Below are 24,182 nucleotides of genomic sequence, written 5' to 3' on the forward strand. Positions count from 1 at the left end.
TATTTCATATGACGATCAACACGGGTTTGTAGCATAAACGCTATCCGACAGCGATCTCCAAGTGACCTGCGTCATGCTACAAGCCAACGCAAGTAAGCCAAGAAACAAGTAATTGTGATTGGCAAATCAGCCGTATCTCGGCAAGGAGCGCTTATGGGTGACACGGATCGGAAACTTTTTGTCCTAGACACCAACATCCTTCTTCACGAACCTTTAGCTATTTATTCATTTCAAGAGCACGACGTCGTCATACCTATGACTGTCCTCGAAGAACTTGACCGAATAAAAGACAGCAAACGCGACGTTGCTCGCGATGCAAGAGTGGCTATCAGGGCAATGGAAGCCATGTTTAAAGATGCCACACCCGACGAAATTTCCGAAGGGATTCCTATCAACCGCGATAAAGAATACACAGGACATATCTCAATTCTTGCAGATTTTGAGCTACAAGAAACTGTTAAAGCTTTTGCCGATAAGGCGGGTGACAATCGTATCCTCAATGGTGTGTTGTATTTACAAAATAAACGAGCGCCACGTGAAGTTATTTTACTCACCAAAGATATTAACATGCGCTTGCGTGCTAAAGGTGCAGGCGTTCGCTTTGTTGAAGATTACCGTACTGACCAATTGATTGATGACGTCCAATACTTAACAAAAGGGTTCCAACAGATAGAAGGAGAGTTTTGGAGTAACATTGACCAAGTTGAAAGCAAAAATTACGCAGGTCATACTTATCATATACTCGACCGTGAACCGTTCGAACCCACATACATTAATCAATACGTTATCGATGAAGGTAGTGATTTTGCAGGGCGAGTTGAAGACATCAAACCCAATAAGATCACTCTTAAAGATTTAAGCCGAGAGCGAATGATGAATCGACGCGCTTGGGATATTACCCCGAAAAATATTTATCAAGGAATGGCACTTGATGCACTTCTTGATCCTGAGATTGATCTAGTCATTATGACAGGCGCAGCAGGCAGCGGTAAAACACTTCTTGCTCTTGCATCAGCACTGGAACAAACCATAGAAAAAGGCATGTTCGATAAGATTATAGTTACTCGAAATACGCCAGACATTGGTGAATCTATTGGTTTTTTACCTGGCTCAGAAGAAGAAAAAATGCTCCCTTGGCTTGCTGCTGTGACTGATACTCTCGAAGCTCTGCACAAGCATGATCACTGCACAGAGGGGTCAATGAAGTACATCTGTGATAAAGCCAACATTCAGTTTAAATCAATCAACTTTATGCGTGGTCGATCAATTCAGAACGCTTTTGTATTGCTTGATGAATGTCAAAATTTAACCGCTTCCCAAATTAAAACCATTATTACCCGTTGTGGTGAAGGAACCAAAATCGTCTGCTCTGGTAACTTAGCGCAAATTGATTCTCATTACCTAACCCCTGTTACATCGGGGCTAACCTATATGGTCGAACGCTTCAAAAGCTTCGAAGGAAGTGCCAATGTTCACCTCAATGGCGTGGTGCGAAGTCGCTTAGCTGAGTTTGCTGAAGAAAATTTATAATCTTTTATCGCGGGATACTTCATGTATCCCGCAAAAATAAATATTCACAATCACTACATATTTAGTTATAAAAGGCCTTGGTAGAAATTTTAAATCTGGGGTTACTATGGCTTTTAATTTACGCAACAGGAATTTTCTCAAACTGCTCGATTTCTCTTCTAAAGAAATCCAATTCTTAATCGGTTTAGCCTCTGATCTTAAACAAGCTAAGTATGCAGGTACCGAGCAAAAAAAACTCACAGGAAAAAATATCGCTTTGATCTTTGAAAAAGCGTCCACTCGCACCCGCTGCGCTTTTGAAGTCGCAGCCTTTGATCAAGGTGCCCAAGTCTCTTATATAGGGCCTTCAGGATCTCAAATTGGTCATAAAGAGTCGATGAAAGACACTGCTAGAGTGCTGGGTAGAATGTATGACGGCATCGAGTATCGCGGGTTTGAACAAAGCATTGTTGAAGAGTTAGGACAATATTCAGGCATACCAGTATGGAATGGCCTAACAAATGAATTTCATCCAACTCAAATTCTGGCTGATTTACTGACAATGTTAGAACATAGCCAAGGAAAGCAATTACATGACATCACATTCGCTTATTTAGGGGATGCGCGTAATAACATGGGTAACTCTTTACTTGTTGGTGCGGCTAAAATGGGCATGGATATTAGGCTCATTGCTCCCAAAGCTTATTGGCCGAAAAAGGAACTAGTAGAAACCAGTCAACATATCGCTAAACAAACTGGGGCGAATATTACCCTTACCGAAAATATCGAGCAAGGTGTGAAAGGCTGTGACTTTCTCTACACGGATGTTTGGCTGTCGATGGGAGAAGCCTCAGAATCTTGGGACGAAAGGGTAGCGCAACTGAGACCTTATCAGGTCAATATGAACACCATAGAAAAAGCGGACAATCCTAATGTAAAGTTCATGCACTGTTTACCTGCTTTTCACAACGACGAGACCATTATAGGCAAGGAAGTAGCTGAAAAATATGGTATGAGTGGGCTCGAAGTCACCGAGGAAGTATTTGAGTCTCGACATTCGATAGTCTTTGATGAGGCTGAAAACCGTATGCACACCATTAAAGCTGTGATGGTCGCCACACTAGGAGACTAGTATCGACAATATTTGCACATTTAGGCTTAGACGTAAACGCTTGCGCTGGCCTATCTTCAGCGTATAATGCTCTGCAATTTATCTGGAGGTAGTAACCAAATGCCACGTAAAGGTGCTCAACAAAGTAATTTACTTAGGGTAAGCCAAAATACTTACTGGTCCGGTTTTTTGCTATTTCCGCCGATTTTTAAAGCCTCCCTATAGGGAGGCTTTTTTATTGCCTAACATGTAGATGGGACGATGATTATGACCAATACGCTTTACAACAAGCACATTATCTCCATACCAGAACTTTCTCGTGAAGAACTGGAACTGATTGTCAAAACCGCAGGTCAACTCAAAGCAGAGCCAAACCCGGCACTTATCAAAAACAAAGTTGTCGCAAGCTGCTTCTTTGAGCCATCGACCCGAACTCGTCTTTCGTTTGAGAGTGCCATACAGCGCATAGGCGGCAGTGTTATTGGTTTTGATAATGGTGGTAATACATCGCTAGCCAAAAAAGGCGAAACCCTTTCGGATTCTGTGCAAATTATTTCCTCTTATGTTGATGCTTTTGTAATGCGTCACCCTCAAGAAGGAGCTGCCCGCTTAGCCTCTGAGTTTTCAAATGGCGTACCCGTGATTAATGCCGGTGACGGTGCAAATCAACACCCAACTCAAACTCTGCTTGATTTATTCTCGATTGCCGAGACTCAAGGTAGGTTAGACAGTCTCAGTGTTGCCTTTGTCGGCGATCTGAAATATGGCCGTACCGTTCACTCTCTTACTCAAGCTCTAGCAAAATTCAGCCATGTTCGATTCTACTTTATTGCGCCTGAAGCATTGGCAATGCCCGATTATATTTGCGATGAACTGGATGAAGCTGGGATTCAATATAGCATGCATACAGATATGGAGAGTGTTATTCCTGAGCTGGATATTTTGTATATGACTCGAGTGCAAAAAGAGCGCTTTGATGAATCCGAGTACGCGCATATTAAATCAGCTTATATTCTTACAGCTGAGTTATTGGAAGGAGCACGCAGCAACCTAAAAGTTCTCCACCCTCTACCACGTGTAGATGAAATCACAGTAGATGTTGATAAAACCCCTCATGCCTATTATTTTGAGCAAGCGGAAAACGGAGTTTATGCTCGCGAAGCTTTGCTTGCTCTTGTACTTAACCAACGACTGTAATCGGGAGAACTATCATGGCTAAAGAAACTCAATTGCAGGTTGAAGCAATTAAAAATGGCACGGTTATCGACCACATACCAGCTCAGATTGGTATCAAGGTCCTCAAACTTTTCTCAATGCATAAGTCAGAGCAGCGAGTCACCATAGGATTAAACTTACCTTCGTCAGCACTTGGTCACAAAGACCTACTTAAGATCGAAAATGTGTTTATTAGTGAAGACCAAGCCAATAAGTTGGCCCTTTACGCTCCCCACGCCACTGTTAACCAAATTGAAAACTATAAGGTGGTTAAGAAATTAGCACTCGATTTACCCGAACAAATCAATAACGTATTTGAATGCCCTAATAGTAACTGCATTACTCATGATGAGCCTGTAGAAAGCAGCTTCAAAGTATTTGAAAAGAAAGATGCAATCCGCCTAAAGTGCAAATATTGCGAGAAGGTATTTTCTCGAGAGATAGTTACTGAACGTTAATCTATTTGTCTTAGTAATTACTTCACATCCCTGTTTTCTCTGGCAGGGATTTTTCTTTACGCCGCGATGCTTTCACGGCAAACTAAGTTTATCTAACTAGATTCAACCCTCCACAGATGGAATATAATAATGACTAAAGTACTTCATACAGATTCTGCTCCAGCTGCTATTGGCCCATATATCCAAGGTGTAGATTTAGGCAATATGGTGCTAACTTCTGGCCAAATACCTATAAACCCTGAAAATGGTGAAGTTTCTGCTAGTATTGCCGAACAAGCTCTCCAATCTTTAAACAACGTTAAAGCGGTTGTACAAGCTTCAGGCTTATCAGTTTCTAACATAGTGAAAATGACTGTATTTGTTAAAGATCTTAATGACTTCGGCACAGTAAATGAAGTATACGGTAAATTCTTCGATGACCATAATGTCGCTAACTATCCAGCGCGATCGTGCGTTGAAGTTGCTCGCCTACCAAAAGATGTAGGTATTGAAATTGAAGCGATTGCAATTCGTCAGTAAGCTATAAATACAAAAAAGCCGACGATTTGTCGGCCTTTACGGTTAAAATTGCGCTTACTTACTGTGCGAAGTCAACGCCAATTTTAATATCACCATTAAGTGTATCAAGCATTCCATCAAGTGCATCTTTTTCAAACGCACTTAGTTCACCGTAACTAAGTACTTCTTCCACACCATTTTTGCCTAGTTTAACTGGTTGCGCAAAAAATGGCGCATGCTCACCATTACCCTCAACATAAGCATAATCAATAACTTCTTCACCCTGAATAGCTTTAACGAGTGAAAGACCAAATCGACAAGCAGCTTGACCCATGGAAAGCGTCGCAGAACCACCACCAGCTTTGGCTTCAACTACCTCTGTGCCAGCATTCTGAATACGTTTAGTTAATGCTTTAACTTCTTCAGATGTAAACTCAATACCCTTCACCTGAGAAAGAAGGGGCAAAATAGTCACACCAGAGTGACCACCAATTACAGGAACATTAACTTCACTTGGTGACTTGCCTTTTAACTCAGCAACAAATGTTTCTGAACGAATGACGTCTAATGTTGTTACACCGAACAAGCGGCGTTTATCATAAACACCTGCTTTCTTGAGCACTTCCGCAGCAATTGGTACAGTAGTGTTAACTGGGTTAGTGATAATACCAACCAAAGCTTTAGGACATACTTTAGCAATTTTCTCAGCAAGCGCTTTAACAATACCTGCATTTACGTTAAACAAGTCAGCACGATCCATACCTGGTTTACGGGCAACACCGGCAGAGATAAGAACAACATCAGCACCTTCAAGTGCTGGAGTTGGATCTTCACCAGCATATCCCTTGATGGAGACCGGAGTAGGGATATGACTTAGATCAGCTGCAACACCAGGCGTTACCGGAGCGATATCATACAGGGCAAGATCTGAGCCTGCTGGAAGATTGTTTTTCAGTAAAAGGGCTAAGGCTTGACCGATGCCACCAGCGGCACCAATAACGGCTACTTTCATCGTAGTTCTCCTTGGGATGGGATCTCTTTATAAGTATTGAGATGCTTTGAAATAAATGCTGTCCAAAACTATAGCAACCAAATACTGATTACAATCAATTAACCTCAGCTTTGCGACCTTGCGCAACTCAGTTATAACCTGCTTGGTACAAGCATTTATGGCTGATATATGAGACATAAATAACAAGATGGAGTTCAAATAGAAACACAGTATAACTCTCAAGTTTACAGTGATATGTAAGACAGATTTTAGGTGTAACATTGGTGAATTATGAATATCTATGCGAGAATATGCAATTAATGACAATAATAACTACGGCTGGAAAAATCATGCGCCATTCTGAAAAACAAGATAATCTCGTGCGAGCCTTCAAAGCGCTACTCAAGGAAGAACGTTTTGGTTCACAAGGTGATATTGTTGAAGCCCTTAAAAATGAAGGTTTTGAAAATATAAACCAGTCCAAAGTTTCCCGTATGCTAACCAAGTTTGGTGCAGTACGTACACGTAATGCAAAAATGGAAATGGTTTATTGTTTGCCCGCAGAATTAGGTGTTCCAACAGTATCCAGCTCGCTACGTGAACTTGTTCTGGATATTGACCATAATGCAGCACTGGTCGTCATTCATACCGGACCGGGCGCTGCTCAACTGATTGCTCGCCTTCTAGACTCACTAGGTAAGTCTGAAGGTATTCTTGGCGTCGTCGCTGGTGACGACACTATCTTTATCACGCCAACACTAAATATCACCACTGAACAACTATTTAGCTCCGTTTGCGAATTATTCGAATATACAGGCTAACAATAGATATAACATGTGCCTATGAGTTGCAGCGGAGTATCATCTGAGTGACTTAAATCACATATTGGAAAAATCTATATTTAGCCGCTAATAATAATAAGAGATTGATTGTAAAATAAAAATCACAATCAACCAAACCAGATACATCGGGTGATAAAAATATAAACACATCATATTTTTTAACAATTGTATAAATGTATACAAGTTTTTTGGTATTATTCAGCCACTTTTTCAACATACGGATTGGAAAAGGTGCTGTTTTCGTGACTAGAAAACTTCCACGGTATATAAACCTACCGCAGGACAAATAATGTATAAAAGAAGGGAAATTCATGGCATTTAACAAATTAGTTAAAGTTGGTGCAATTGCAGCAGCAGTGATAGGAGCTGGCGCAGTTAACGCTCAAGAGTTTATTACTATTGGTACTGGTTCTGTAACAGGAGTTTATTATCCAACAGGTGGTGCAATTTGTAAGCTAGTTAACAAAGGTCGTAAAGAGCACAACATTCGCTGTTCTGTTGAATCTACTGGCGGATCCATATACAACGTCAATACAATCCGAGCAGGTGAACTTGACTTTGGTATCGTTCAATCTGACTGGCAATATCATGGGTACAATGGAACAAGTAAGTTCTCTGAACAAGGCCCATATAAGAAATTACGTGCAGTGTTCTCTTTACACACTGAACCTTTTAACATCATTGCACGTTCGGATTCTAAAATTGAAAATATCTCCGATCTAAAAGGCAAGCGCGTCAATATAGGTAACCCTGGTTCTGGTGACCGAGCAACTATGGGCGTAGTGATGGAAGCTATGGGTTGGACCAAAGATAGCTTTAAGCTTGCTTCTGAATTGAAAGGTTCTGAACGTTCACAAGCTCTGTGTGACAACAAAATTGATGCGTTCGTTTACGTCGTCGGACACCCGAATGGTTCAATCAAAGAGGCTACTACTTCTTGTGATGCAAAACTTATTTCTGTAACAGGTCCTAAGATCGATAAAATTGTTACTGATAATCCATATTATGCCTTTAGTACAGTACCTGCTGGCATGTATCGTGGAACAGATCAAGATGTAAATAGTTTTGGCGTTGCAGCAACTATGGTGACAACTTCAGACGTATCTGATGACGTTGCATATAATGTTGCAAAATCAGTATTTGAAAACTTTGATACGTTCAAGCGTTTACACCCTGCTTTTGCAAACCTGAAAAAAGAGGAGATGGTTAAAGCTGGTCTCTCAATCCCTCTTCATCCAGGTGCCGTAAAATACTACAAAGAAGTTGGTTTACTGAAGTAACAACTTTATTTACCTGAAAGGCTAGTGTTTTGGGCAACGACATTTTATGCATTGGCACTTGCCTCATAAAGAGGAGTTTCATTTTTTTTGAAGCTCCTCTTTATTATTACCTAAACCAATATTGGTTATTACACTTAGATAAATACCCAATAAACCCCTAATAATCATAAAAAGACAGGCTATATAATAAGGATTAAGTACATGTCGAAGACCACTTCTCCGACTAAAGATGTGCAAGAAATGGTAGCTCAAGCTGACACTGGAGCACGATATCCTGAAGGAATTTCGGCGCGCATTCTATGGTTGACACCTTTATGTTGGTCATTATTCCAACTCTGGTACGCATCTCCGCTACCCTTCATCTTTAACTTTGGTGTACTCAATGACACTGAAGCACGCTCAATACATTTGATGTTCGCGATATTCTTAGCCTTTACTGCCTATCCAGCGATGAGGAGCTCCCCTCGAAACAAAATTCCTGCTATAGACTGGCTTCTGGCTTTAACCAGCAGTTTCTCTGCTGGATATATCTATATTTTTTATACTCAACTTGCTGAACGTTCTGGAGCTCCAACTACATTGGACATTGTTGTCGCTGTGATTGGAATGGTTTTACTACTTGAAGCTACTCGCCGAGCTCTTGGACCTCCCCTTATGGTCGTTGCAGCAGTCTTTTTGTTTTATACCTTTGGCGGACCTCATATGCCAGACGTTATTGCACATAAAGGGGCAAGTCTAAATAAGGCTATGTCTCATTTGTGGCTAACGACCGAAGGGGTATTTGGTGTAGCACTCGGTGTATCCTCATCATTTGTATTTCTATTCGTACTATTTGGCGCCATGTTAGAACGTGCGGGTGCGGGTGCCTATTTTATTAAAGTCGCTTTCTCTTTACTTGGACATATGAGAGGTGGACCTGCAAAAGCTGCGGTTGTTGCTTCAGGTTTATCTGGCATAGTCTCAGGATCTTCGATAGCGAATGTCGTAACAACCGGTACATTCACCATCCCGCTAATGAAACGAGTGGGCTTTCCAGGTACAAAAGCAGGAGCTGTCGAAGTTGCCGCTTCTACTAACGGACAGCTTACTCCTCCAATTATGGGGGCAGCGGCATTTCTTATGGTAGAGTATATCGGTATCTCCTACGTTGAAGTTATCAAAGCCGCTATCCTACCTGCATTAATCTCATATATTGCACTTATATATATTGTGCACTTAGAAGCATGTAAAGCAGGTATGAAAGGTCTTCCGCGCCGACACACTCCAACTATCGTTCAAAGTCTATTATCTTTTACTGGTACAATTTTGGGTCTCTGTATCCTCAGCGCTGCGGTTTATTACGGGGTGGGATGGACTAAAGATGTATTTGGAGATGCCGCAACCCCAATCGTCATATTCGCATTGCTCCTATCATACGTTATGCTAATTAGCGTTTCGGCGAAACACTCCAAGGAAGGCAATCTCGATATTAATGCAGAACTCACCGAAGTACCCGATCCAGTTCCAACTATAAAATCAGGCCTTCACTACATATTACCGATTGTTGTATTAGTTTGGTGCCTAACAGTAGAACGTTTCTCACCAGGTCTATCAGCATTTTGGGCAACCGTATTTATGATCTTTATTATCATAACTCAACGCCCTCTTATGTCATTCATATCGAAGCAAGGTAATGTTGTAACTGAAGCTAGCGCTGGATTTAAAGATTTGTTAGAGAGTCTGGTCTCAGGAGCTCGCAACATGATTGGCATCAGCGTTGCCACTGCTGCCGCTGGTATCGTAGTAGGCGTTGTTACGTTAACAGGTATTGGCTTAGTTATGACAGATTTTGTCGAGTTCATATCTGGTGGAAATATCATTCTGATGTTACTTTTCACTGCAGTAATAAGCTTAATCCTAGGTATGGGACTGCCCACCACTGCAAACTACATAGTCGTATCAACCCTTATGGCACCAGTTATCGTCACATTAGGGGCTCAAAGTGGCTTAATTATTCCACTTATTGCTGTACACCTATTTGTGTTTTATTTCGGTATTTTAGCGGATGATACTCCACCTGTTGGACTCGCTGCCTTTGCCGCCGCCGCCATCGCAAAATCTGACCCAATCAAGACAGGTATCCAAGGGTTCACTTACGATATCCGTACCGCCATTTTACCATTTATGTTTATTTTCAATACTCAATTACTTCTGATTGGTATTGATACATGGTGGCATTTATTATTGACTATCATGTCATCTATTGCAGCCATGCTTGTCTTCTCCGCAGCAACCCAAGGCTGGTGGTTTACTAAGAATAAATGGTGGGAAACTCTATTATTACTACTACTCACTTTCACCTTCTTCCGCCCAGGTTATTGGTGGGACCAAATTTATCCATCTAAGGAGATTCATCCTGGTACTGACATCGAGATAATTGCTAAAAGTCTTCCTGTTGGACAAGATCTCGAACTTTCGGTCGCAGGAGAAAACCTTGAGGGTAATTTCATCACCAAAACAGTACGCCTACCTTTTGATGAGCAAGCTAAATCGGCAGATGACCGTATTAGCTCTATGGGGCTACTATTAAAACAAGTCAATGATCGAGTCTTAATAGATATGGTTGAATTTGGCAGCCCAGCGGAAGCCGCAGGAATAGACTTTGACTGGGAAGTTCGTTCTGTCATCACAGCAGCAGATCGCCCTATGAAAGAGTGGGTATTTATCCCAGCTCTGCTGCTGCTTATCGGTTTGGGATTAAACCAAAAACGGCGAGTGCGAAATGAAGCTCTTGATCTAAAAACGAGTTAAACGTACTTCACTTCATCATAATAAGTGAGATTACACTTACACCGAGCAAGCTAATTGTTTGCTCGGTTTATATGAGAGAGCACCCTATGTACAAACATATACTTGTTCCTGTCGATTTAAACGATGGTGGTTTTTCAGATAAGGCGCTCGAAATTGCGCTTTGGCATGCGGAACATTCTAAAGCAGAGCTTCATCTGCTTAATGTATTGCCAGGTATTCATATGTCTATGGTCGCCACCTACTTCCCAAAAGATGCTGCAGCAAAAATGAAACAAGATGTTGAAAAACAACTTCAATCATTTGCCCAAAAACATATACCAGCACACATTGCATACCAAACACATGTAATTGAAGGTAAACCTTATACTTCCATCCTAGACTGCGCCAAAAAAGTTCGCGCCGAATTGATAGTAATGCCAAGTCATAAGCGATCTAAGTTAGATAAAGTGATGTTAGGTTCAGTAGCCAGCAAAGTTGTTGAGAACTCACCAATTAACGTTCTCGTGGTTAAACCACAAGGCTAAATATATTGTCAAAATTAATATCTGGCGCACTATTTGCGCCTTTTTAATAGTTAATAACAATTGATTAAATAGTTTTAATCAATTTTAAATAATGCGAATAATTATCAATAATGATCCTATCGAAACCAATGACTGGATCATCTCATGAAAAAGACATTAACTTTTGCCTCAATTCATTTCACCGTCGCCTTTAGTGTCGCGTATATATTAACTGGTGATATACTTATCGGCAGTCTGATTGCGATGATAGAACCCATGGTCAATACTGTGGCTTTCTATTTCCACGAACGCGTTTGGCAAGTTGTTCCTTATTTAAAAAGGTATGGCAATGCAACAGGGCTAAAAACCTCTAGCTTCGCTATTGTCCATTTCAGTGTCGCGTTTAGTGTTGTTTATATACTGTCAGGTAGTTGGTTAGTTGGTGGTTTAATGGCTGCTATCGAACCAAGTATTAATACTCTTGCCTACTATTTCCATGAGCGTGTATGGCAACGAAGACAAAACCTTTTAGGTTCTAAACAAACCGTACAAGCTTAAATCTAGATAGGGAAGTGAGTCACACATAGATCGTCACTAAGTCCAATTGAAAGCTTTTTCGTCTGACCATCCAGTGTTACTTCCAGAGGGTAAAGATCGTTTGGATCGGGATGGTGGGCGTTAAAGTAGATCGGGGCTTCGACCTGAAATAGCGCACTAACATGGTTATTTCGCACATCGATCGGTAATTGATATGTCATTCCATTAAATTTAACCAAGGCTGATAGTAGACCTGGTGAATAGGTTTTGTAATGTAAAACAACCATAAACTCACAACCACCACCATGGTGCCAGATCTGTTCTGTCACTACATGTTCAAGGCGCACATGTCGAATAAATTGCAGGTATGGCTCTTTCCAGATCCCAACCCTTGAATCAAATTTTTGGTATGCTTTCTCGCCAAGCGAACAAATATCCAGTTTATCCTCTTCGAATAACAGATCATCATCTTCTTTAATCAACAATATTTCAAATCGGTTACGACCAAGTTGCATGTGAGGTCGAATATCTTTTTTATACTCAGCTTGAGATCCATCGCAATCAAATAGGGCAATGCCATTGAGTCGAACTTCAGCATGATAGTCAATACCTCCGAGCACCAAATCAACCGATGGATACGCCATCATGACTTCATTCACCTCAATGTCATGCATCAAGTGCCACTCCTGCTCTACAATTTGCTCTTCAGAAAGAGAACTGGGCAGCTTGTCACTGAGCGGCGCTGGAAAGCGTATATCATCTTGAAGTATAGAGAGGTCTGTCAGTGGAGAAAGTTGCCATAAGCCGGCAAGTGATAATTGCATGCGCTCTTAAAACTCATCTTATTTACAAAAAAACAGCCGAAATTATAAGAAAATTGTGTATTGGAAAAGACTTGAGATCTCGTAAAATCATATATGGAAAACCAGCACTTACGCTGGTTATCACTATAGCTTCCTAAAAGGATTACTCCTCACCATCCTCTTCGGGATATATTGCATCTTCACCCTCATAGTAGGTCCCCCACCCATCATAAATAATGTCATATTTTTCAGCTAGGTGAATCAACTTTTCTACTTGGCTATCAATTGCTTCTGCATTGAGTGCTGACTCCATAGTCGCGTCACAACAAAGCAGCTTATTACCATCTTCATCTTCAGTTTCTTCAGCTTCTAGAACCTCAAAGCCCATTTTGAAGGCTTCAACAACCGCTTTTTCTAACGTCTCAAAACTTTCGGCGAATAGATGATGTTCAATGGCATACAATGCATCTGGCTCGCTTCCATCCTCAAGTAAAGCTTGAATGATATCGCGAGTTTCCTCCTTTTGAATCTCAATTAATTCTTCAACTGATAGATATTCGTCTTCATGAGACATAAGTCGGCTCCAGATAGTGACAATATTGATCTTAATTTAATGCACAGGAATATCGCATGGATCCAGCCAAATTACTACCCGCAATAACCTTGTACTGGCGACTAGATTGGTGATAAAAACTAAGATATGAACAGAAAAGGCTCGTAAAAAGGCAGAATTAACATTTTTTTATCATCCGAGATATTCAGAATTATCTGCCACCACGTACTAATCGATATAATCACCTCGACTGAGTTTTTATTTTTTATTAGTGCATATGTCCATTATCACCATAACTGAATATAAATGTACCTTATAGACAATTGTCACTCAAACCCTGAATAGCTATGCTTAAATCATTTTTAATTTGTCAGCCATCACACTAAAGAATAACGAATAGTGACGCATTATAACAACTCATACTCACATAACTTAGATTGGATAAATAATCCGCAAAAACCAAGATGATAAGCATCAAAAACCAAAAAAAAACACAAAACCAGTTATTGACTCCGATAAATACACTTGCATCTTTATAACAAGCTTGTCATAAATAGAAGATGAAAATTATTGTAAGGATGCAAAATGAGTAAGTTATACGTAGGTTCAGAAGTGGGCCAGTTGAGGCGTGTGATGTTAGCTCGTCCAGAACGGGCATTAACCCACCTTACACCTTCAAACTGCCATGAACTACTGTTTGACGATGTTCTTGCCGTAGAAGCTGCGGGAGAAGAGCATGACCAGTTTGCAAAAACTCTTACCAATCAGGGTGTTGAGGTTTTACTTCTTCACGACTTGTTAGTAGAAACCCTATCAGTTAAAGATGCAAAAGAGTGGTTGTTGGATACTCAGATTTCTGATTTTCGTTACGGCCCTACTTTTGCCAGAGATCTCCGCCATTACCTATCTGATATGGACAACGAACATCTAGCAACTGTGTTACTCGGTGGTTTGGCATATTCAGAATTGCCAATTCATTCCTCGTCAATGCTACCTAAAATGCATCGCCCGCTAGATTTTGTAATTGAGCCACTGCCTAATCATCTATTCACCCGTGATACCTCATGTTGGATTTATGGGGGGGTTTCCCTAAACCCTATGATGAAACCAGCAAGACAACGTGAAACAAATCATTTAAGAGCCATTTATCGCTGGCACCCTGTATTCGCAGGACAGGATTTCATTAAATATTTTGGTGATGAAGATCTGCACTATGATAATGCCAATATAGAAGGAGGTGATGTACTTGTCATCGGCAAAGGCGCTGTATTGGTAGGCATGTCTGAACGCACAACACCTCAAGGGGTTGAGAACTTGGCTGCAAATCTATTCCGTAATGGCCAAGCGAAACAAGTCATTGCTATTGATCTGCCTAAACATCGATCTTGTATGCACTTAGATACGGTTATGACACACATAGATATTGATACCTTCTCTGTGTACCCTGAAATTATGCGCAAAGATCTAGACACTTGGAAGCTCACTCCAAAAGGTAATAATGAAATGACAGTGGAGCAGGTCCCTAGCTATACCCACGCTATTGAGCAAGCGTTAGCTGTCGATTATCTTAAGATCATTACAACCGGTGGTGATAACTACGAAGCAGAACGTGAGCAATGGAATGATGCTAACAATGTCTTGACTGTAAAACCCGGTGTAGTTATTGGCTATGAGCGTAACGTTTACACTAATGAAAAGTATGACAAAGCAGGCATTAAAGTGTTAACTATTCCCGGTAACGAGCTTGGTCGTGGACGGGGTGGTGCTCGTTGCATGAGCTGCCCTATTGAGCGAGATAATATCTAAGTGAACTCTGATTAAAAAAGGGGGGAAGCTATGCTTCCCCCCTTTTTTAACCTAAATACACACCATCAATCTTTTACACCTGCTTTGTGATTAAGAATAACAACTTCTTCATCTAGCGCTTGTAACTTGTCTTTCATCTGCTGATGGCAAAGATTGGCATATTCTCGGATATTCCCTTTATTGAAATCATCTGAACTTATAGGGGATAACATTTCAACAATAACATGGCCGTTGTTCCAGCGATTTAGTTTAAGGCCGTATGTTGAGCTACACACAATAGGAATTACAGGAACCTTAGCACCAACAGCCGCATGAAACGCGCCTGTTTTGAAAGATAATAGACCCCGTCCACGAGATCGAGTACCTTCAGGAAACATCCATACAGAGACTTCACTCATATTCATATTATCAACTACTTGATCTATAGTACTTTTGGCTTTTGAACGGTTTGCTCTGTCAATCAGTATGTTACCTGTTAACCAGTACAACTGCCCAAACAAAGGCATCCAAGCTAAGCTTTTCTTCCCTACAGTCACCACTTTAGGCGTCACCGCTGAAGAAATAGTAAACAAATCCCAATTATTTTGATGGTTAGCGATATAGACATTCTGCCCGCTATGATACGCATCATTAGGTATTCGCAACTCTAATGTAATACCGAATACACGAGACATCTTGCTAAATAGACGCCCAAAAGTAAAAACGTGTTTCGGATTTCTTGGACTAAGCAAACAATATCCACATCCAAATACAAACATAAAAATGGCAAAAATCGCGATGGCTAATACACGTAATAGAGCAATCATTAGTTGTTCTCCAACAACAAAATAGTCAGTAATATTTGCCCATGACTTTAACTGATCTTATCTTCATAAAAAAGCCGAAACTCCCGTTTCGGCTTAGCTATTCGAACTGTAATCAGTATGAGTCGCTAAAGCGTTCTATGTTTGCACCAAGGAGAGATAACTTATCTTCTATCTTATCGTAACCACGATCGATATGATAAATACGATCAACAATCGTTTCACCCTGAGCAATACAACCAGCAATGACTAAGCTCGCTGAAGCGCGTAAGTCAGTAGCCATTACTTGAGCACCACTTAACTCTGCAACATCACCACAAATGACGGTATTTCCCTCAATTTCAGCTTTAGCACCCATTCGCATCAACTCAGGCACATGCATGAAACGGTTTTCAAAGATAGTTTCTGTAATCACTCCACCACCTTGAGCCATCATATTCAGCAGAGTAAATTGAGCCTGCATATCAGTTGGAAAGCCAGGGTGTGGCGCTGTGCGTACTGTAACAGCCTTTAACTCACGCTCACGCATATCAACAGAAACCCAATCGTCTCCTGTTTCAACTTGAGCTCCTGCTTCTTCAAGCTTTGCAAGTACAGCTTCGAGCAAATGTGCTTTGGTATTACGGCACACTACTTTGCCACCAGATACCGCAGCTGCCACAAGAAATGTGCCTGTTTCTATCCTATCCGAGACAACAGCATGTTGACCACCACCAAGAGATTCAACGCCTTCAATAGTAATAGTGTCTGTACCTGAACCAGAAATTTTAGCCCCAAGCTTATTGAGAAAATCCGCAGTATCGACAATTTCAGGTTCACGCGCTGCGTTGTCGAGCACAGTGATACCTTCTGCTAACGTTGCCGCGCACATAATTGTAATCGTTGCGCCAACACTGACTTTATCCATTACAATATGAGCGCCTTTCAATCGACCGTCTACACTTGCCTTAACATATCCGTCTTCCAATACAATTGTGGCACCCAACTGTTCAAGGCCATGAATATGAAGATCAACAGGTCTCGCACCAATCGCACAGCCTCCTGGCAAAGAGACTTGCCCCTGGCCAAAGCGTGCAACTAAAGGTCCCAAGGCCCAAATCGACGCGCGCATCGTTTTGACCAGCTCATAAGGAGCACAGAACTCATTGATATTACTAGGATCCACATGTACAGACCCATTACGCTCAACCTTAGCGCCCAAACGCTTTAGCAGCGCCATTGTAGTGTCAATATCGCGTAGGTGAGGAACGTTTGCTACTTCAACTGGCTCTTGTGCCAAAATGGAAGCGAATAAAATCGGCAATGCAGCATTTTTTGCACCTGAGATTGTCACTTCACCACTCAGTGGTTGCTTGGATCCTAATACTCGAAACTTATCCATCATTGACCCTTATAGTGACATCAACTTCTTATCACGAGCCCATTCCTCAGGAGAATAGGCTTTGATAGAAAGGGCGTGGATATCATTTCTTTGGATATATTCCATTAGCGGAGCATAAATTAATTGCTGTTTTTTCACACGACTCATTCCATCGAAACACGCATCAACAGCAACCACTTCATAGTGGCTGCCTTCTCCCTTCACGTGAAGTTCTTCCAAACTCAGTGCTTGCTCTAAAATTTGCTGTACTTTGGCACTATCCACCACTTACCCCTATTTAATTCTTTATATGCCCGTTTATACACTCTTCGACATTACTCAACTGAAATAAAGTTAGCAGTTGTTTAGGCACGAAACTAAGCATTATATGACAGTTTTTTATTTTTGCATGTTCTATTAAATGAATTAACATCACCATGCCTGCGGAGTCCACTCGCTCTACTTTCTCTAAGCTCAGCTCAATAACCGAATTACTGGGATTCCACTGAGACAAAGCCCCCCAAAGTTCAGGTACTGATTCTCTATCTAAAACTCCTAACACCTGATATTCATCATCAGATATCCTTAGCCACTGATCTGAGTTCATTTTTCTTTACTCTCAAAGCGAATAGGTCGCGCAGCCAAATCTTCAAGATCTTTCGCAACAACTAAAATGCCGTCTTGACGCAATTGACTACTCCATTCTGACTGTTTACTAGAGAGTAAACTTATACCCTCAGCAATAATATCGAATGCCTGCCATTCACCGGTTTTTTTATCTTTTCTCAATTTAAACTCAAGCTTAATGTTTGGCCTTGGAGAATCAATAATGTCAACTTTAACACCCGTAATCGTCTTACTTGGGTCTATTTTAGATTCTGGGCCAAAATTTATTTCCTGATTAGTGTATTGAGTTAGAACCTGAGCATAAGAGCTAACTAAGTAGGCACGAAATGAGACGATAAACTTACCTACATCCTCTCTTTTTGCCCCCTTCAAGTTTGGGCCTAATAATTTTAATGCCGCATATTTTTCATTGATATAGGGCATCAGTTCTTCTTCAACGATCACTTTTAGATAATCGGGATTCTTTTGGATTTTATCCTGCTCTAATTTTAATCGATCAAAGGCCTGCTCAGACACCTGTTTCATCATCTGATAGGGCTGTGTTTTATCGACTTCAGCTGCAGAAGCTGTCAGCGCCATAGCAAAAATAGCTACAGCCATTACTAACTTCTTAAACATTATTATTCCTCTTCTTTTTTACCCGAATCGCCACCACCAACGCTATACAAAACTTGACCAATTAAGTCTTCTAATACCAATGCTGACTTGGTATCTTCAATGTAATTACCATCAACTAACATCTGCTCATCATCAAAAACAAACCCAGGAGTTAAGCCTATGTATTGCTCTCCAATTAAACCTGACGTTAATATCTTGACACTCGAAGTATCAGGAAACTCATCATACTCTGCGTTGATTGCAATGGTCACGACAGGAAGAAGGTTCTCCTTATTCAAGCCAATATCAGTAACGCGCCCTACTACCACACCTCCGACTTTAACCGGTGAACGTACTTTTAGGCTTCCTATATTATCGAACTCTGCTTTTAAAGCGTAAGTATTATTCGAACCCAATCCCTTTACGTCAGCCACTTGAAAAATCATCACCAAAATCGCGCAAATTCCAGCAATAACAAATGTGCCAACCCATAATTCAATCTTTCTAGTTTGTTGCATACTTAGTTCCCAAACATCAATGCAGTCAGTACAAAGTCTAAACCAAGTACTGCCAATGAAGAGTGTACGACGGTACGTGTCGTGGCTCGACTTATGCCTTCCGAAGTTGGAATTGCATCATACCCATTAAATAACGCTATCCAAGTCACAGTGATAGCAAATACCAGACTTTTAATCAGGCTATTACCTATATCTTGTCCAAGCTCCACAGATGATTGCATCGCAGACCAAAAGCTACCGTGATCGATACCTTTCCAGTCAACACCTACCAGTTGGCCTCCCCAAATACCAACTGCCATAAAAATCATCACTAGCATAGGCATAGATACCACTCCTGCCCAAAAACGTGGTGCTATTACTCGTTTTAATGGGTCAACAGCCATCATTTCCATACTCGATAACTGCTCTGTTGCCTTCATTAAACCAATTTCAGCTGTTAAAGCTGAACCTGCTCTTCCAGCAAAGAGTAAAGCGGTTACGACTGGGCCCAACTCACGCAATAATGACAAAGCGACCATTTGGCCAAGGGCTCCTTCTGCACCAAAATCAACAAGAATAATGTATCCTTGAAGGCTCAATACCATGCCAATAAATAGGCCAGACAAGACAATAATAATTAAGGACTGAACACCAACGCTGTACAATTGTTTCATCAATAAAGGGAGGTTTTTAATTGGACGAGGTCTTGATGCAAGGGCTCCGAAGAGCATTAAACTCGCGCGCCCAATAGACTCACATGTGTTTAATACGTTGCGACCAGTAGAGGCAATAAAATTTGCCAAGTCAGATACCATCAAAAAGCTCCTTAGCGAGAGGTTGTGCTGGGTAGCGAAACGGTACTGGCCCATCCGCATCCCCTAGAAGAAATTGTTGAACTTGCGGATCAGGGTTAGCTCGCAATTCATCAGGAGTTCCATTAGCAATAATTTTCCCATTCGCTAAAATATAGACCCAATCTGCAATACTCATCACCTCAGGAACATCGTGAGAGACAACGATGGAGGTCACACCCAACGCTTGGTTTAAATTACGTATTAGTTCAACCAAGACTCCCATTGTAATCGGGTCTTGCCCGACAAAAGGCTCATCAAACATAATAAGTTCTGGATCAAGTGCGATTGCACGTGCCAGCGCTGCTCTTCGCGCCATACCACCAGATAATTCACTCGGCATTAATTGCGCAGCACCTCGTAAACCAACAGCTTCAAGTTTCAATAGTACTAAGGTGCGTATCAGTTCTTCATTTAAGCTAGTATGCTCACGCAGTGGGAAAGCAACGTTATCAAAGACGTTTAGATCGGTAAACAATGCTCCAGATTGGAACAACATACTCATTTTCTTACGTTCTTTATACAATCGTTTACGATTTAGAGCTGGAATATTCTCGCCATCAAACCATACTTCTCCCTGTTCTGGGTATAGTTGGCCACCAATCAGACGCAATAAGGTAGTTTTACCTATTCCTGACGGTCCCATAATTGCGGTCACTTTACCGCGAGGAACATGCAAACTGACATCGTCAAATATCAGCCTTTTGCCACGTGAAAAAGTTAAGTTTTTAATGGTCACAAGATCTAAAGAAGACATGGTATACCCTGACTTAGCGCTTTGAGTCGGCAATCATAAGCACATTGTGTGAAAATTTGAAGCACTGTTCGATTTATTATGGTCAACATTTTACTAAATAAGTTCATTTTCATTACCATAGCTGATAAAGGCTGCCAATTTAATTGGTGAACAATTAATTACTTCCCTTTTTTAGCCTAAACCGTCAAAATTGAGAGTTAAACTTGCCCCTTTGTCCACTAAGTTAAGGATCATCATGTTTGAAGCGATTGCGTTTCTGGTTGTTGGGTTAATCTTTTTAGTTTGGAGTGCTGATAAACTCGTATTTGGCGCAGCCGCACTAGCACGAAATATCGGTATTTCACCTTTAGTGATTGGTATGACTATCCTAGCCATGGGGTCTTCAGCCCCAGAAATGATGGTTTCAGCAACCGCCGCATTAAGCGGAAAAACAGATACAGCAGTCGGTAACGTATTGGGGTCAAATATCGCCAATATAGCATTAATTCTCGGCATTACGGCAATGGTGAAACCGCTTTCTATTAGCTCCGCAGTTTTACGCAGAGAATTACCTCTTATGATTGGGGTCACGATACTTGCTGGTGTTGTGTTATGGGACAGCCATTTAGGGTTCTACGAAGGTGTACTACTTTTTGTTCTATTTGCCGCATTTATTATAGCTATGTTGCGTATTAGCCGAAAAGAGCAAAAAAGTGGCCAACCCGATCCATTACTTGAAGAACAAGAATCAGAAGTTCCCAAAGGTGTCAGTAATAGCAAAGCAGCTATGTGGGTAATCATTGGGTTAATCATCTTGCCTATCGCTGCAGATACCTTAGTTAAAAATGCAGTCTATATTGCACAATATTTTGGCATGAGCGATCTTGTTATCGGGCTAACCATTATTGCCGTAGGAACAAGTTTACCGGAACTTGCAGCATCATTGGCTGGAGTAATGAAGGGTGAAGACGATATGGCTGTTGGTAATATCATTGGTTCAAATGTTTTCAACATTCTCGCAGTAATGGGAATTCCTGGCATTTTGAATCCATCCATTATTAGCCAATATGCAATGGGAAGAGACTTTTGGATAATGTTAGGGGTTTCTCTTCTATTGGTTGCAATGGCGCTGGGTAAGTCGCGAAGTGTAAACCGCATTGAAGGTGCTGTACTGTTTTTCTGCTTTATTTCATACCAAGGATATTTAATCCTTAACATGACCGCTTAATTTTCTTTATTCGCTGGGAGTTTGACATGTTTGATTTTCGCTCGGCTGCTATTGCAGTCTTGAGAACCGAAATAGAGGCCCTTGAGCAGCTAGACCAATATGTAAACCAAGATTTTATTCATGCCTGTGAACTGATTATCTCTAATCATGGCGGCAAGATAGCTGTCATGGGCATGGGTAAATCAGGTCATATTGGAAAAAAGATTGCCGCAACTCTAGCTAGTACAGGTACCTCTGCATTTTTTGTTCACCCTGGTGAGGCAGCTCATGGCGATCTCGGCATGATTAAAGCTGGTGACATTCTCCTTGCAATTTCAAACTCTGGGGAGTCTCCGGAAATCCTAGCTTTATTCCCGGTACTCAAACGGCTTAACATTAAAATCATCAGCATGACAGGTAAGCCATCCTCAAACATGGCCAAACTATCAGATTATCATTTACAAATAACAGTCCCTAAAGAAGCTTGCCCTTTGGGTCTAGCTCCTACTGCAAGCACAACAGCAACTTTAGTTATGGGAGATGCTTTAGCGGTCGCTTTACTTCAAGCGCGTGGATTTACAGCTGAAGATTTTGCTTTATCTCACCCAGGAGGATCTTTAGGTCGCAAACTGCTGCTTAAGCTTGCTGACGTTATGCATACTGGTGATGCTCTGCCTCTAGTGAATCCTCAAACACTTATCAGAGATGCTTTACTAGTGATTAGCCAGAAAGGCCTAGGAATGGCCGCCGTTGTAGATAAAGATCAAAGGCTTGTGGGTATTTTCACTGATGGCGATCTCCGTCGGATACTTGATAAGCGTATTGATATACATAGTGCCCAAATCGGTGATGTTATGACAACTAACCCGACTACAGCTAATCCCGATATTCTTGCCGCTGAAGGATTAAATTTGATGCAAAATAAATCCATCAATGGCCTTATTTTATGTGACAAGGATAAGGTCGTGGGCGCATTAAACATGCATGATTTATTAAAGGCTGGGGTGATATAATGTCAACAATGATTAAAACTCTATATAAACCAGTGGAACAAAATACATTTAATGTTGCCCAAAAGATTAAACTATTGATATGCGATGTAGATGGTGTATTTTCTGACGGGCTCATTTACATGGGTAATAATGGGGAAGAACTAAAAACCTTTCATACAAGAGATGGTTATGGTGTTAAATCCCTAATGAAATCAGGGGTTGAATTCGCGATTATCACCGGACGAAAATCACGCATTGTAGAAAACCGTATGAATGCTCTTGGTATCTCATTATTATACCAAGGTCAGGAAGACAAATTAACAGCATACAATGATATATGTGGCAAATTAAATATTGCACCAGAACATACTGGTTATATCGGTGATGATCTCATTGATTGGCCTGTGATGGAAAAGGTTGCATTAAAAGTATGTGTTGCAGACGGACATCCACTACTAGCTCAGCGTGCAAACTATGTGACTCACACACCAGGTGGTCACGGCGCAGTTCGAGAGGTTTGTGACCTTATTTTACAGTCCCGTAATGAGCTTGATGTCTACAAAGGTTTAAGTATATGAGTTTCTCCCGTATCGGTTACCTGATACTGGCATTTGTTATCTCTTGGTCAACATACTACCTAGTAGAGAGAAGTCAGGGTTATGATATTCAAGTTGAGCCAAGCACTGAGTTACCTATGTTTAGTGGCGAAGATTTAATAAATACATCTTATAACGAACAAGGAATTCGCAGTTATGTCATTACTTCTGTTAAACTCGATCACTTCTCCAAAAGCGGTGATACTATTTTTGATCACCCTGTATTAAAAGTGTACAAAGAAGGTTCGACACAAGAGTGGCAGGTGACCGCTGAGCGCGGGGTTCTTGATAAAGACCATGTACTGACTCTCTATGAGAATGTCCTAGCAAAAAACTTACTACCCGAATCTGGTTTCGATACTATGTCTACGGATATGCTCAGTATTCAGTTAGATAATCGTGATTTTTGGGCAGACAACCAAGTGACTCTGATTGGCCCACAATTTGAAACCGTAGGTCAAGCTATGAAAGGCAATTTTGCCGAGAACAACGCAACCCTATATAATAATGTAAAAAGTAGATATGAAACTGTCACACCTTAGTCTAATTTCTTTTTTACTGATTTCCGGGCCAGCGCTAGCGCTGTCTACCGACCTTGATCAGCCAGCATATATCGACTCTGCGACTCAGCAGCTTGATATGCAAAGTCATAAAGCTACTTTCATTGGAGACGTCACACTTAAGCAAGGCAGTATCAACATCACCGCTGATAAAGTTATCGTCACCAGAAATTCCAAAGATGGCTCAATTCAAGAGATTGAGGGATACGGCGATCTCGCCACTTTCTCCCAGCTCACCGATGATGGTAAAACACTCTATGGCGAAGCAAAAGAGCTTTACTACAAAGTCGTTAGAGATGAGTTAATAATGATAGAAAAAGCAATGCTTTCTCAAGATGACAGTGAAATTCATAGCAAAAAAATTCGCTACAAGATTTCTTCTCAAAAACTTATCGCAGATGGCAACCAAACTGGCGAACGTGTGAAAACAATCCTTCAGCCACAAACGATCCAAGAGTAA

Annotated in this window: 27 protein-coding genes; 16 read left to right on the top strand and 11 right to left on the bottom strand. The window is 41.1% G+C overall.

Annotated elements, in window-relative coordinates; all coding sequences use genetic code 11:
• Nucleotides 1-153: 153 nt before the first annotated feature.
• The 5 genes from OCV27_RS13060 to OCV27_RS13080 all read left to right on the top strand — a co-directional run bounded on the left by OCV27_RS13060 (nt 154) and on the right by OCV27_RS13080 (nt 4,812).
• The gene (locus OCV27_RS13060; RefSeq protein ID WP_125319928.1) at nt 154-1,530 is read left to right on the top strand and encodes a PhoH family protein; all 1,377 of its coding nucleotides are present in this window, start codon (nt 154-156) and stop codon (nt 1,528-1,530) included.
• 106 nt (nt 1,531-1,636) lie between these two features.
• Nucleotides 1,637-2,641, top strand: coding sequence for an ornithine carbamoyltransferase (gene argF, locus OCV27_RS13065; RefSeq protein WP_125319929.1), 1,005 nt, complete (start codon nt 1,637-1,639; stop codon nt 2,639-2,641).
• Nucleotides 2,642-2,887: 246 nt separating this feature from the next.
• A complete protein-coding gene (pyrB, locus tag OCV27_RS13070; RefSeq protein ID WP_125319930.1) occupies nt 2,888-3,817 on the top strand; it encodes an aspartate carbamoyltransferase in 930 nt (309 codons plus the stop codon).
• A gap of 14 nt (nt 3,818-3,831) precedes the next feature.
• Nucleotides 3,832-4,293: an aspartate carbamoyltransferase regulatory subunit gene (gene pyrI, locus OCV27_RS13075; protein WP_125319931.1), complete on the top strand. Its 462-nt coding sequence runs from the start codon at nt 3,832-3,834 to the stop codon at nt 4,291-4,293.
• A 129-nt stretch (nt 4,294-4,422) separates the two neighbouring features.
• The gene (locus tag OCV27_RS13080; RefSeq protein ID WP_125319932.1) at nt 4,423-4,812 is read left to right on the top strand and encodes a RidA family protein; all 390 of its coding nucleotides are present in this window, start codon (nt 4,423-4,425) and stop codon (nt 4,810-4,812) included.
• A 58-nt stretch (nt 4,813-4,870) separates the two neighbouring features.
• On the opposite strand, the gene mdh is transcribed toward OCV27_RS13080, so the two are convergent.
• Nucleotides 4,871-5,803: a malate dehydrogenase gene (gene mdh / locus OCV27_RS13085; RefSeq protein ID WP_125319933.1), complete on the bottom strand. Its 933-nt coding sequence runs from the start codon at nt 5,801-5,803 to the stop codon at nt 4,871-4,873.
• 329 nt (nt 5,804-6,132) lie between these two features.
• On the opposite strand from mdh, the gene argR reads away from it, so the two are divergent.
• The 5 genes from argR to OCV27_RS13110 all read left to right on the top strand — a co-directional run bounded on the left by argR (nt 6,133) and on the right by OCV27_RS13110 (nt 11,755).
• Complete coding sequence (gene argR / locus OCV27_RS13090; protein WP_125319934.1) at nt 6,133-6,603, top strand: transcriptional regulator ArgR; 471 nt, start codon at nt 6,133-6,135, stop codon at nt 6,601-6,603.
• A gap of 332 nt (nt 6,604-6,935) precedes the next feature.
• Nucleotides 6,936-7,904, top strand: a complete 969-nt coding sequence (locus OCV27_RS13095; RefSeq protein WP_125319936.1) for a TAXI family TRAP transporter solute-binding subunit — start codon at nt 6,936-6,938, stop codon at nt 7,902-7,904.
• A gap of 201 nt (nt 7,905-8,105) precedes the next feature.
• Nucleotides 8,106-10,694, top strand: coding sequence for a TRAP transporter permease (locus OCV27_RS13100; protein WP_125319937.1), 2,589 nt, complete (start codon nt 8,106-8,108; stop codon nt 10,692-10,694).
• 86 nt (nt 10,695-10,780) lie between these two features.
• Nucleotides 10,781-11,218 carry a universal stress protein gene (locus tag OCV27_RS13105; RefSeq protein ID WP_125319938.1) on the top strand — a complete coding sequence of 146 codons (438 nt, stop codon included), beginning with the start codon at nt 10,781-10,783 and terminating at the stop codon, nt 11,216-11,218.
• A gap of 144 nt (nt 11,219-11,362) precedes the next feature.
• Nucleotides 11,363-11,755 (top strand): DUF2061 domain-containing protein, encoded by a 393-nt coding sequence (locus tag OCV27_RS13110; protein ID WP_125319939.1) that lies wholly within the window; start codon nt 11,363-11,365, stop codon nt 11,753-11,755.
• Between the two features lie 2 nt (nt 11,756-11,757).
• Here the strand turns inward: OCV27_RS13110 and OCV27_RS13115 are convergent, their stop codons facing one another.
• Together OCV27_RS13115 and rraB are read right to left on the bottom strand one after the other, a co-directional pair.
• Nucleotides 11,758-12,558, bottom strand: a complete 801-nt coding sequence (locus OCV27_RS13115; protein ID WP_125319940.1) for a glycosyl hydrolase 2 galactose-binding domain-containing protein — start codon at nt 12,556-12,558, stop codon at nt 11,758-11,760.
• 142 nt (nt 12,559-12,700) lie between these two features.
• The gene (rraB, locus tag OCV27_RS13120) at nt 12,701-13,111 is read right to left on the bottom strand and encodes a ribonuclease E inhibitor RraB (RefSeq protein ID WP_125319941.1); all 411 of its coding nucleotides are present in this window, start codon (nt 13,109-13,111) and stop codon (nt 12,701-12,703) included.
• Nucleotides 13,112-13,675: 564 nt separating this feature from the next.
• Between rraB and arcA the strand changes: the two genes are divergently transcribed.
• Complete coding sequence (gene arcA, locus OCV27_RS13125) at nt 13,676-14,896, top strand: arginine deiminase (RefSeq protein ID WP_125319942.1); 1,221 nt, start codon at nt 13,676-13,678, stop codon at nt 14,894-14,896.
• Between the two features lie 65 nt (nt 14,897-14,961).
• Here the strand turns inward: arcA and OCV27_RS13130 are convergent, their stop codons facing one another.
• The 8 genes from OCV27_RS13130 to mlaF form a co-directional block, all read right to left on the bottom strand.
• Nucleotides 14,962-15,702 carry a 1-acylglycerol-3-phosphate O-acyltransferase gene (locus OCV27_RS13130; protein ID WP_125319943.1) on the bottom strand — a complete coding sequence of 247 codons (741 nt, stop codon included), beginning with the start codon at nt 15,700-15,702 and terminating at the stop codon, nt 14,962-14,964.
• A gap of 112 nt (nt 15,703-15,814) precedes the next feature.
• Nucleotides 15,815-17,080, bottom strand: coding sequence for a UDP-N-acetylglucosamine 1-carboxyvinyltransferase (gene murA / locus OCV27_RS13135; protein ID WP_125319962.1), 1,266 nt, complete (start codon nt 17,078-17,080; stop codon nt 15,815-15,817).
• Nucleotides 17,081-17,089: 9 nt separating this feature from the next.
• The gene (gene ibaG / locus OCV27_RS13140; RefSeq protein ID WP_125319944.1) at nt 17,090-17,344 is read right to left on the bottom strand and encodes a BolA family iron metabolism protein IbaG; all 255 of its coding nucleotides are present in this window, start codon (nt 17,342-17,344) and stop codon (nt 17,090-17,092) included.
• A 13-nt stretch (nt 17,345-17,357) separates the two neighbouring features.
• Nucleotides 17,358-17,666 (bottom strand): STAS domain-containing protein, encoded by a 309-nt coding sequence (locus OCV27_RS13145; RefSeq protein WP_125319945.1) that lies wholly within the window; start codon nt 17,664-17,666, stop codon nt 17,358-17,360.
• The gene (mlaC, locus tag OCV27_RS13150) at nt 17,663-18,304 is read right to left on the bottom strand and encodes a phospholipid-binding protein MlaC (RefSeq protein WP_125319946.1); all 642 of its coding nucleotides are present in this window, start codon (nt 18,302-18,304) and stop codon (nt 17,663-17,665) included. Before mlaC ends, OCV27_RS13145 begins: the two co-directional genes overlap by 4 nt.
• Nucleotides 18,305-18,306: 2 nt before the next feature.
• The gene (mlaD, locus tag OCV27_RS13155) at nt 18,307-18,801 is read right to left on the bottom strand and encodes an outer membrane lipid asymmetry maintenance protein MlaD (RefSeq protein WP_125319947.1); all 495 of its coding nucleotides are present in this window, start codon (nt 18,799-18,801) and stop codon (nt 18,307-18,309) included.
• 2 nt (nt 18,802-18,803) lie between these two features.
• Nucleotides 18,804-19,595, bottom strand: a complete 792-nt coding sequence (gene mlaE / locus OCV27_RS13160; RefSeq protein ID WP_125319948.1) for a lipid asymmetry maintenance ABC transporter permease subunit MlaE — start codon at nt 19,593-19,595, stop codon at nt 18,804-18,806.
• On the bottom strand, nt 19,585-20,388 hold the full coding sequence (gene mlaF, locus OCV27_RS13165; protein WP_125319949.1) for a phospholipid ABC transporter ATP-binding protein MlaF: 804 nt from the start codon (nt 20,386-20,388) through the stop codon (nt 19,585-19,587). The genes mlaE and mlaF overlap by 11 nt, the downstream gene beginning before the upstream one ends.
• A 235-nt stretch (nt 20,389-20,623) precedes the next feature.
• On the opposite strand from mlaF, the gene OCV27_RS13170 reads away from it, so the two are divergent.
• The 5 genes from OCV27_RS13170 to lptA are packed head-to-tail and all read left to right on the top strand — an operon-like array spanning nt 20,624 to nt 24,182.
• On the top strand, nt 20,624-21,595 hold the full coding sequence (locus OCV27_RS13170) for a calcium/sodium antiporter (protein WP_125319950.1): 972 nt from the start codon (nt 20,624-20,626) through the stop codon (nt 21,593-21,595).
• A gap of 26 nt (nt 21,596-21,621) precedes the next feature.
• Entirely contained in the window at nt 21,622-22,587 is a 966-nt protein-coding gene (locus OCV27_RS13175) for a KpsF/GutQ family sugar-phosphate isomerase (protein WP_125319951.1), read from the top strand.
• A complete protein-coding gene (gene kdsC, locus OCV27_RS13180) occupies nt 22,587-23,144 on the top strand; it encodes a 3-deoxy-manno-octulosonate-8-phosphatase KdsC (protein ID WP_125319952.1) in 558 nt (185 codons plus the stop codon). Before OCV27_RS13175 ends, kdsC begins: the two co-directional genes overlap by 1 nt.
• Nucleotides 23,141-23,704, top strand: coding sequence for an LPS export ABC transporter periplasmic protein LptC (gene lptC / locus OCV27_RS13185; RefSeq protein WP_125319953.1), 564 nt, complete (start codon nt 23,141-23,143; stop codon nt 23,702-23,704). The genes kdsC and lptC overlap by 4 nt, the downstream gene beginning before the upstream one ends.
• Nucleotides 23,685-24,182, top strand: a complete 498-nt coding sequence (gene lptA / locus OCV27_RS13190) for a lipopolysaccharide transport periplasmic protein LptA (RefSeq protein WP_125319954.1) — start codon at nt 23,685-23,687, stop codon at nt 24,180-24,182. Before lptC ends, lptA begins: the two co-directional genes overlap by 20 nt.

It is taken from the genome of Vibrio pectenicida (assembly GCA_024347015.1).
GTDB lineage: Bacteria > Pseudomonadota > Gammaproteobacteria > Enterobacterales > Vibrionaceae > Vibrio > Vibrio pectenicida.

Coding starts and splice junctions, on each gene's coding strand:
- OCV27_RS13060 (WP_125319928.1), top strand. CDS start 154: ATGGGTGACACGGATCGGAAACTTTTTGTCCTAGACACCAACATCCTT.
- argF (WP_125319929.1), top strand. CDS start 1,637: ATGGCTTTTAATTTACGCAACAGGAATTTTCTCAAACTGCTCGATTTC.
- pyrB (WP_125319930.1), top strand. CDS start 2,888: ATGACCAATACGCTTTACAACAAGCACATTATCTCCATACCAGAACTT.
- pyrI (WP_125319931.1), top strand. CDS start 3,832: ATGGCTAAAGAAACTCAATTGCAGGTTGAAGCAATTAAAAATGGCACG.
- OCV27_RS13080 (WP_125319932.1), top strand. CDS start 4,423: ATGACTAAAGTACTTCATACAGATTCTGCTCCAGCTGCTATTGGCCCA.
- mdh (WP_125319933.1), bottom strand. CDS start 5,803: ATGAAAGTAGCCGTTATTGGTGCCGCTGGTGGCATCGGTCAAGCCTTA.
- argR (WP_125319934.1), top strand. CDS start 6,133: ATGCGCCATTCTGAAAAACAAGATAATCTCGTGCGAGCCTTCAAAGCG.
- OCV27_RS13095 (WP_125319936.1), top strand. CDS start 6,936: ATGGCATTTAACAAATTAGTTAAAGTTGGTGCAATTGCAGCAGCAGTG.
- OCV27_RS13100 (WP_125319937.1), top strand. CDS start 8,106: ATGTCGAAGACCACTTCTCCGACTAAAGATGTGCAAGAAATGGTAGCT.
- OCV27_RS13105 (WP_125319938.1), top strand. CDS start 10,781: ATGTACAAACATATACTTGTTCCTGTCGATTTAAACGATGGTGGTTTT.
- OCV27_RS13110 (WP_125319939.1), top strand. CDS start 11,363: ATGAAAAAGACATTAACTTTTGCCTCAATTCATTTCACCGTCGCCTTT.
- OCV27_RS13115 (WP_125319940.1), bottom strand. CDS start 12,558: ATGCAATTATCACTTGCCGGCTTATGGCAACTTTCTCCACTGACAGAC.
- rraB (WP_125319941.1), bottom strand. CDS start 13,111: ATGTCTCATGAAGACGAATATCTATCAGTTGAAGAATTAATTGAGATT.
- arcA (WP_125319942.1), top strand. CDS start 13,676: ATGAGTAAGTTATACGTAGGTTCAGAAGTGGGCCAGTTGAGGCGTGTG.
- OCV27_RS13130 (WP_125319943.1), bottom strand. CDS start 15,702: ATGATTGCTCTATTACGTGTATTAGCCATCGCGATTTTTGCCATTTTT.
- murA (WP_125319962.1), bottom strand. CDS start 17,080: ATGGATAAGTTTCGAGTATTAGGATCCAAGCAACCACTGAGTGGTGAA.
- OCV27_RS13145 (WP_125319945.1), bottom strand. CDS start 17,666: ATGAACTCAGATCAGTGGCTAAGGATATCTGATGATGAATATCAGGTG.
- mlaC (WP_125319946.1), bottom strand. CDS start 18,304: ATGTTTAAGAAGTTAGTAATGGCTGTAGCTATTTTTGCTATGGCGCTG.
- mlaD (WP_125319947.1), bottom strand. CDS start 18,801: ATGCAACAAACTAGAAAGATTGAATTATGGGTTGGCACATTTGTTATT.
- mlaE (WP_125319948.1), bottom strand. CDS start 19,595: ATGGTATCTGACTTGGCAAATTTTATTGCCTCTACTGGTCGCAACGTA.
- mlaF (WP_125319949.1), bottom strand. CDS start 20,388: ATGTCTTCTTTAGATCTTGTGACCATTAAAAACTTAACTTTTTCACGT.
- OCV27_RS13170 (WP_125319950.1), top strand. CDS start 20,624: ATGTTTGAAGCGATTGCGTTTCTGGTTGTTGGGTTAATCTTTTTAGTT.
- OCV27_RS13175 (WP_125319951.1), top strand. CDS start 21,622: ATGTTTGATTTTCGCTCGGCTGCTATTGCAGTCTTGAGAACCGAAATA.
- kdsC (WP_125319952.1), top strand. CDS start 22,587: ATGTCAACAATGATTAAAACTCTATATAAACCAGTGGAACAAAATACA.
- lptC (WP_125319953.1), top strand. CDS start 23,141: ATGAGTTTCTCCCGTATCGGTTACCTGATACTGGCATTTGTTATCTCT.
- lptA (WP_125319954.1), top strand. CDS start 23,685: ATGAAACTGTCACACCTTAGTCTAATTTCTTTTTTACTGATTTCCGGG.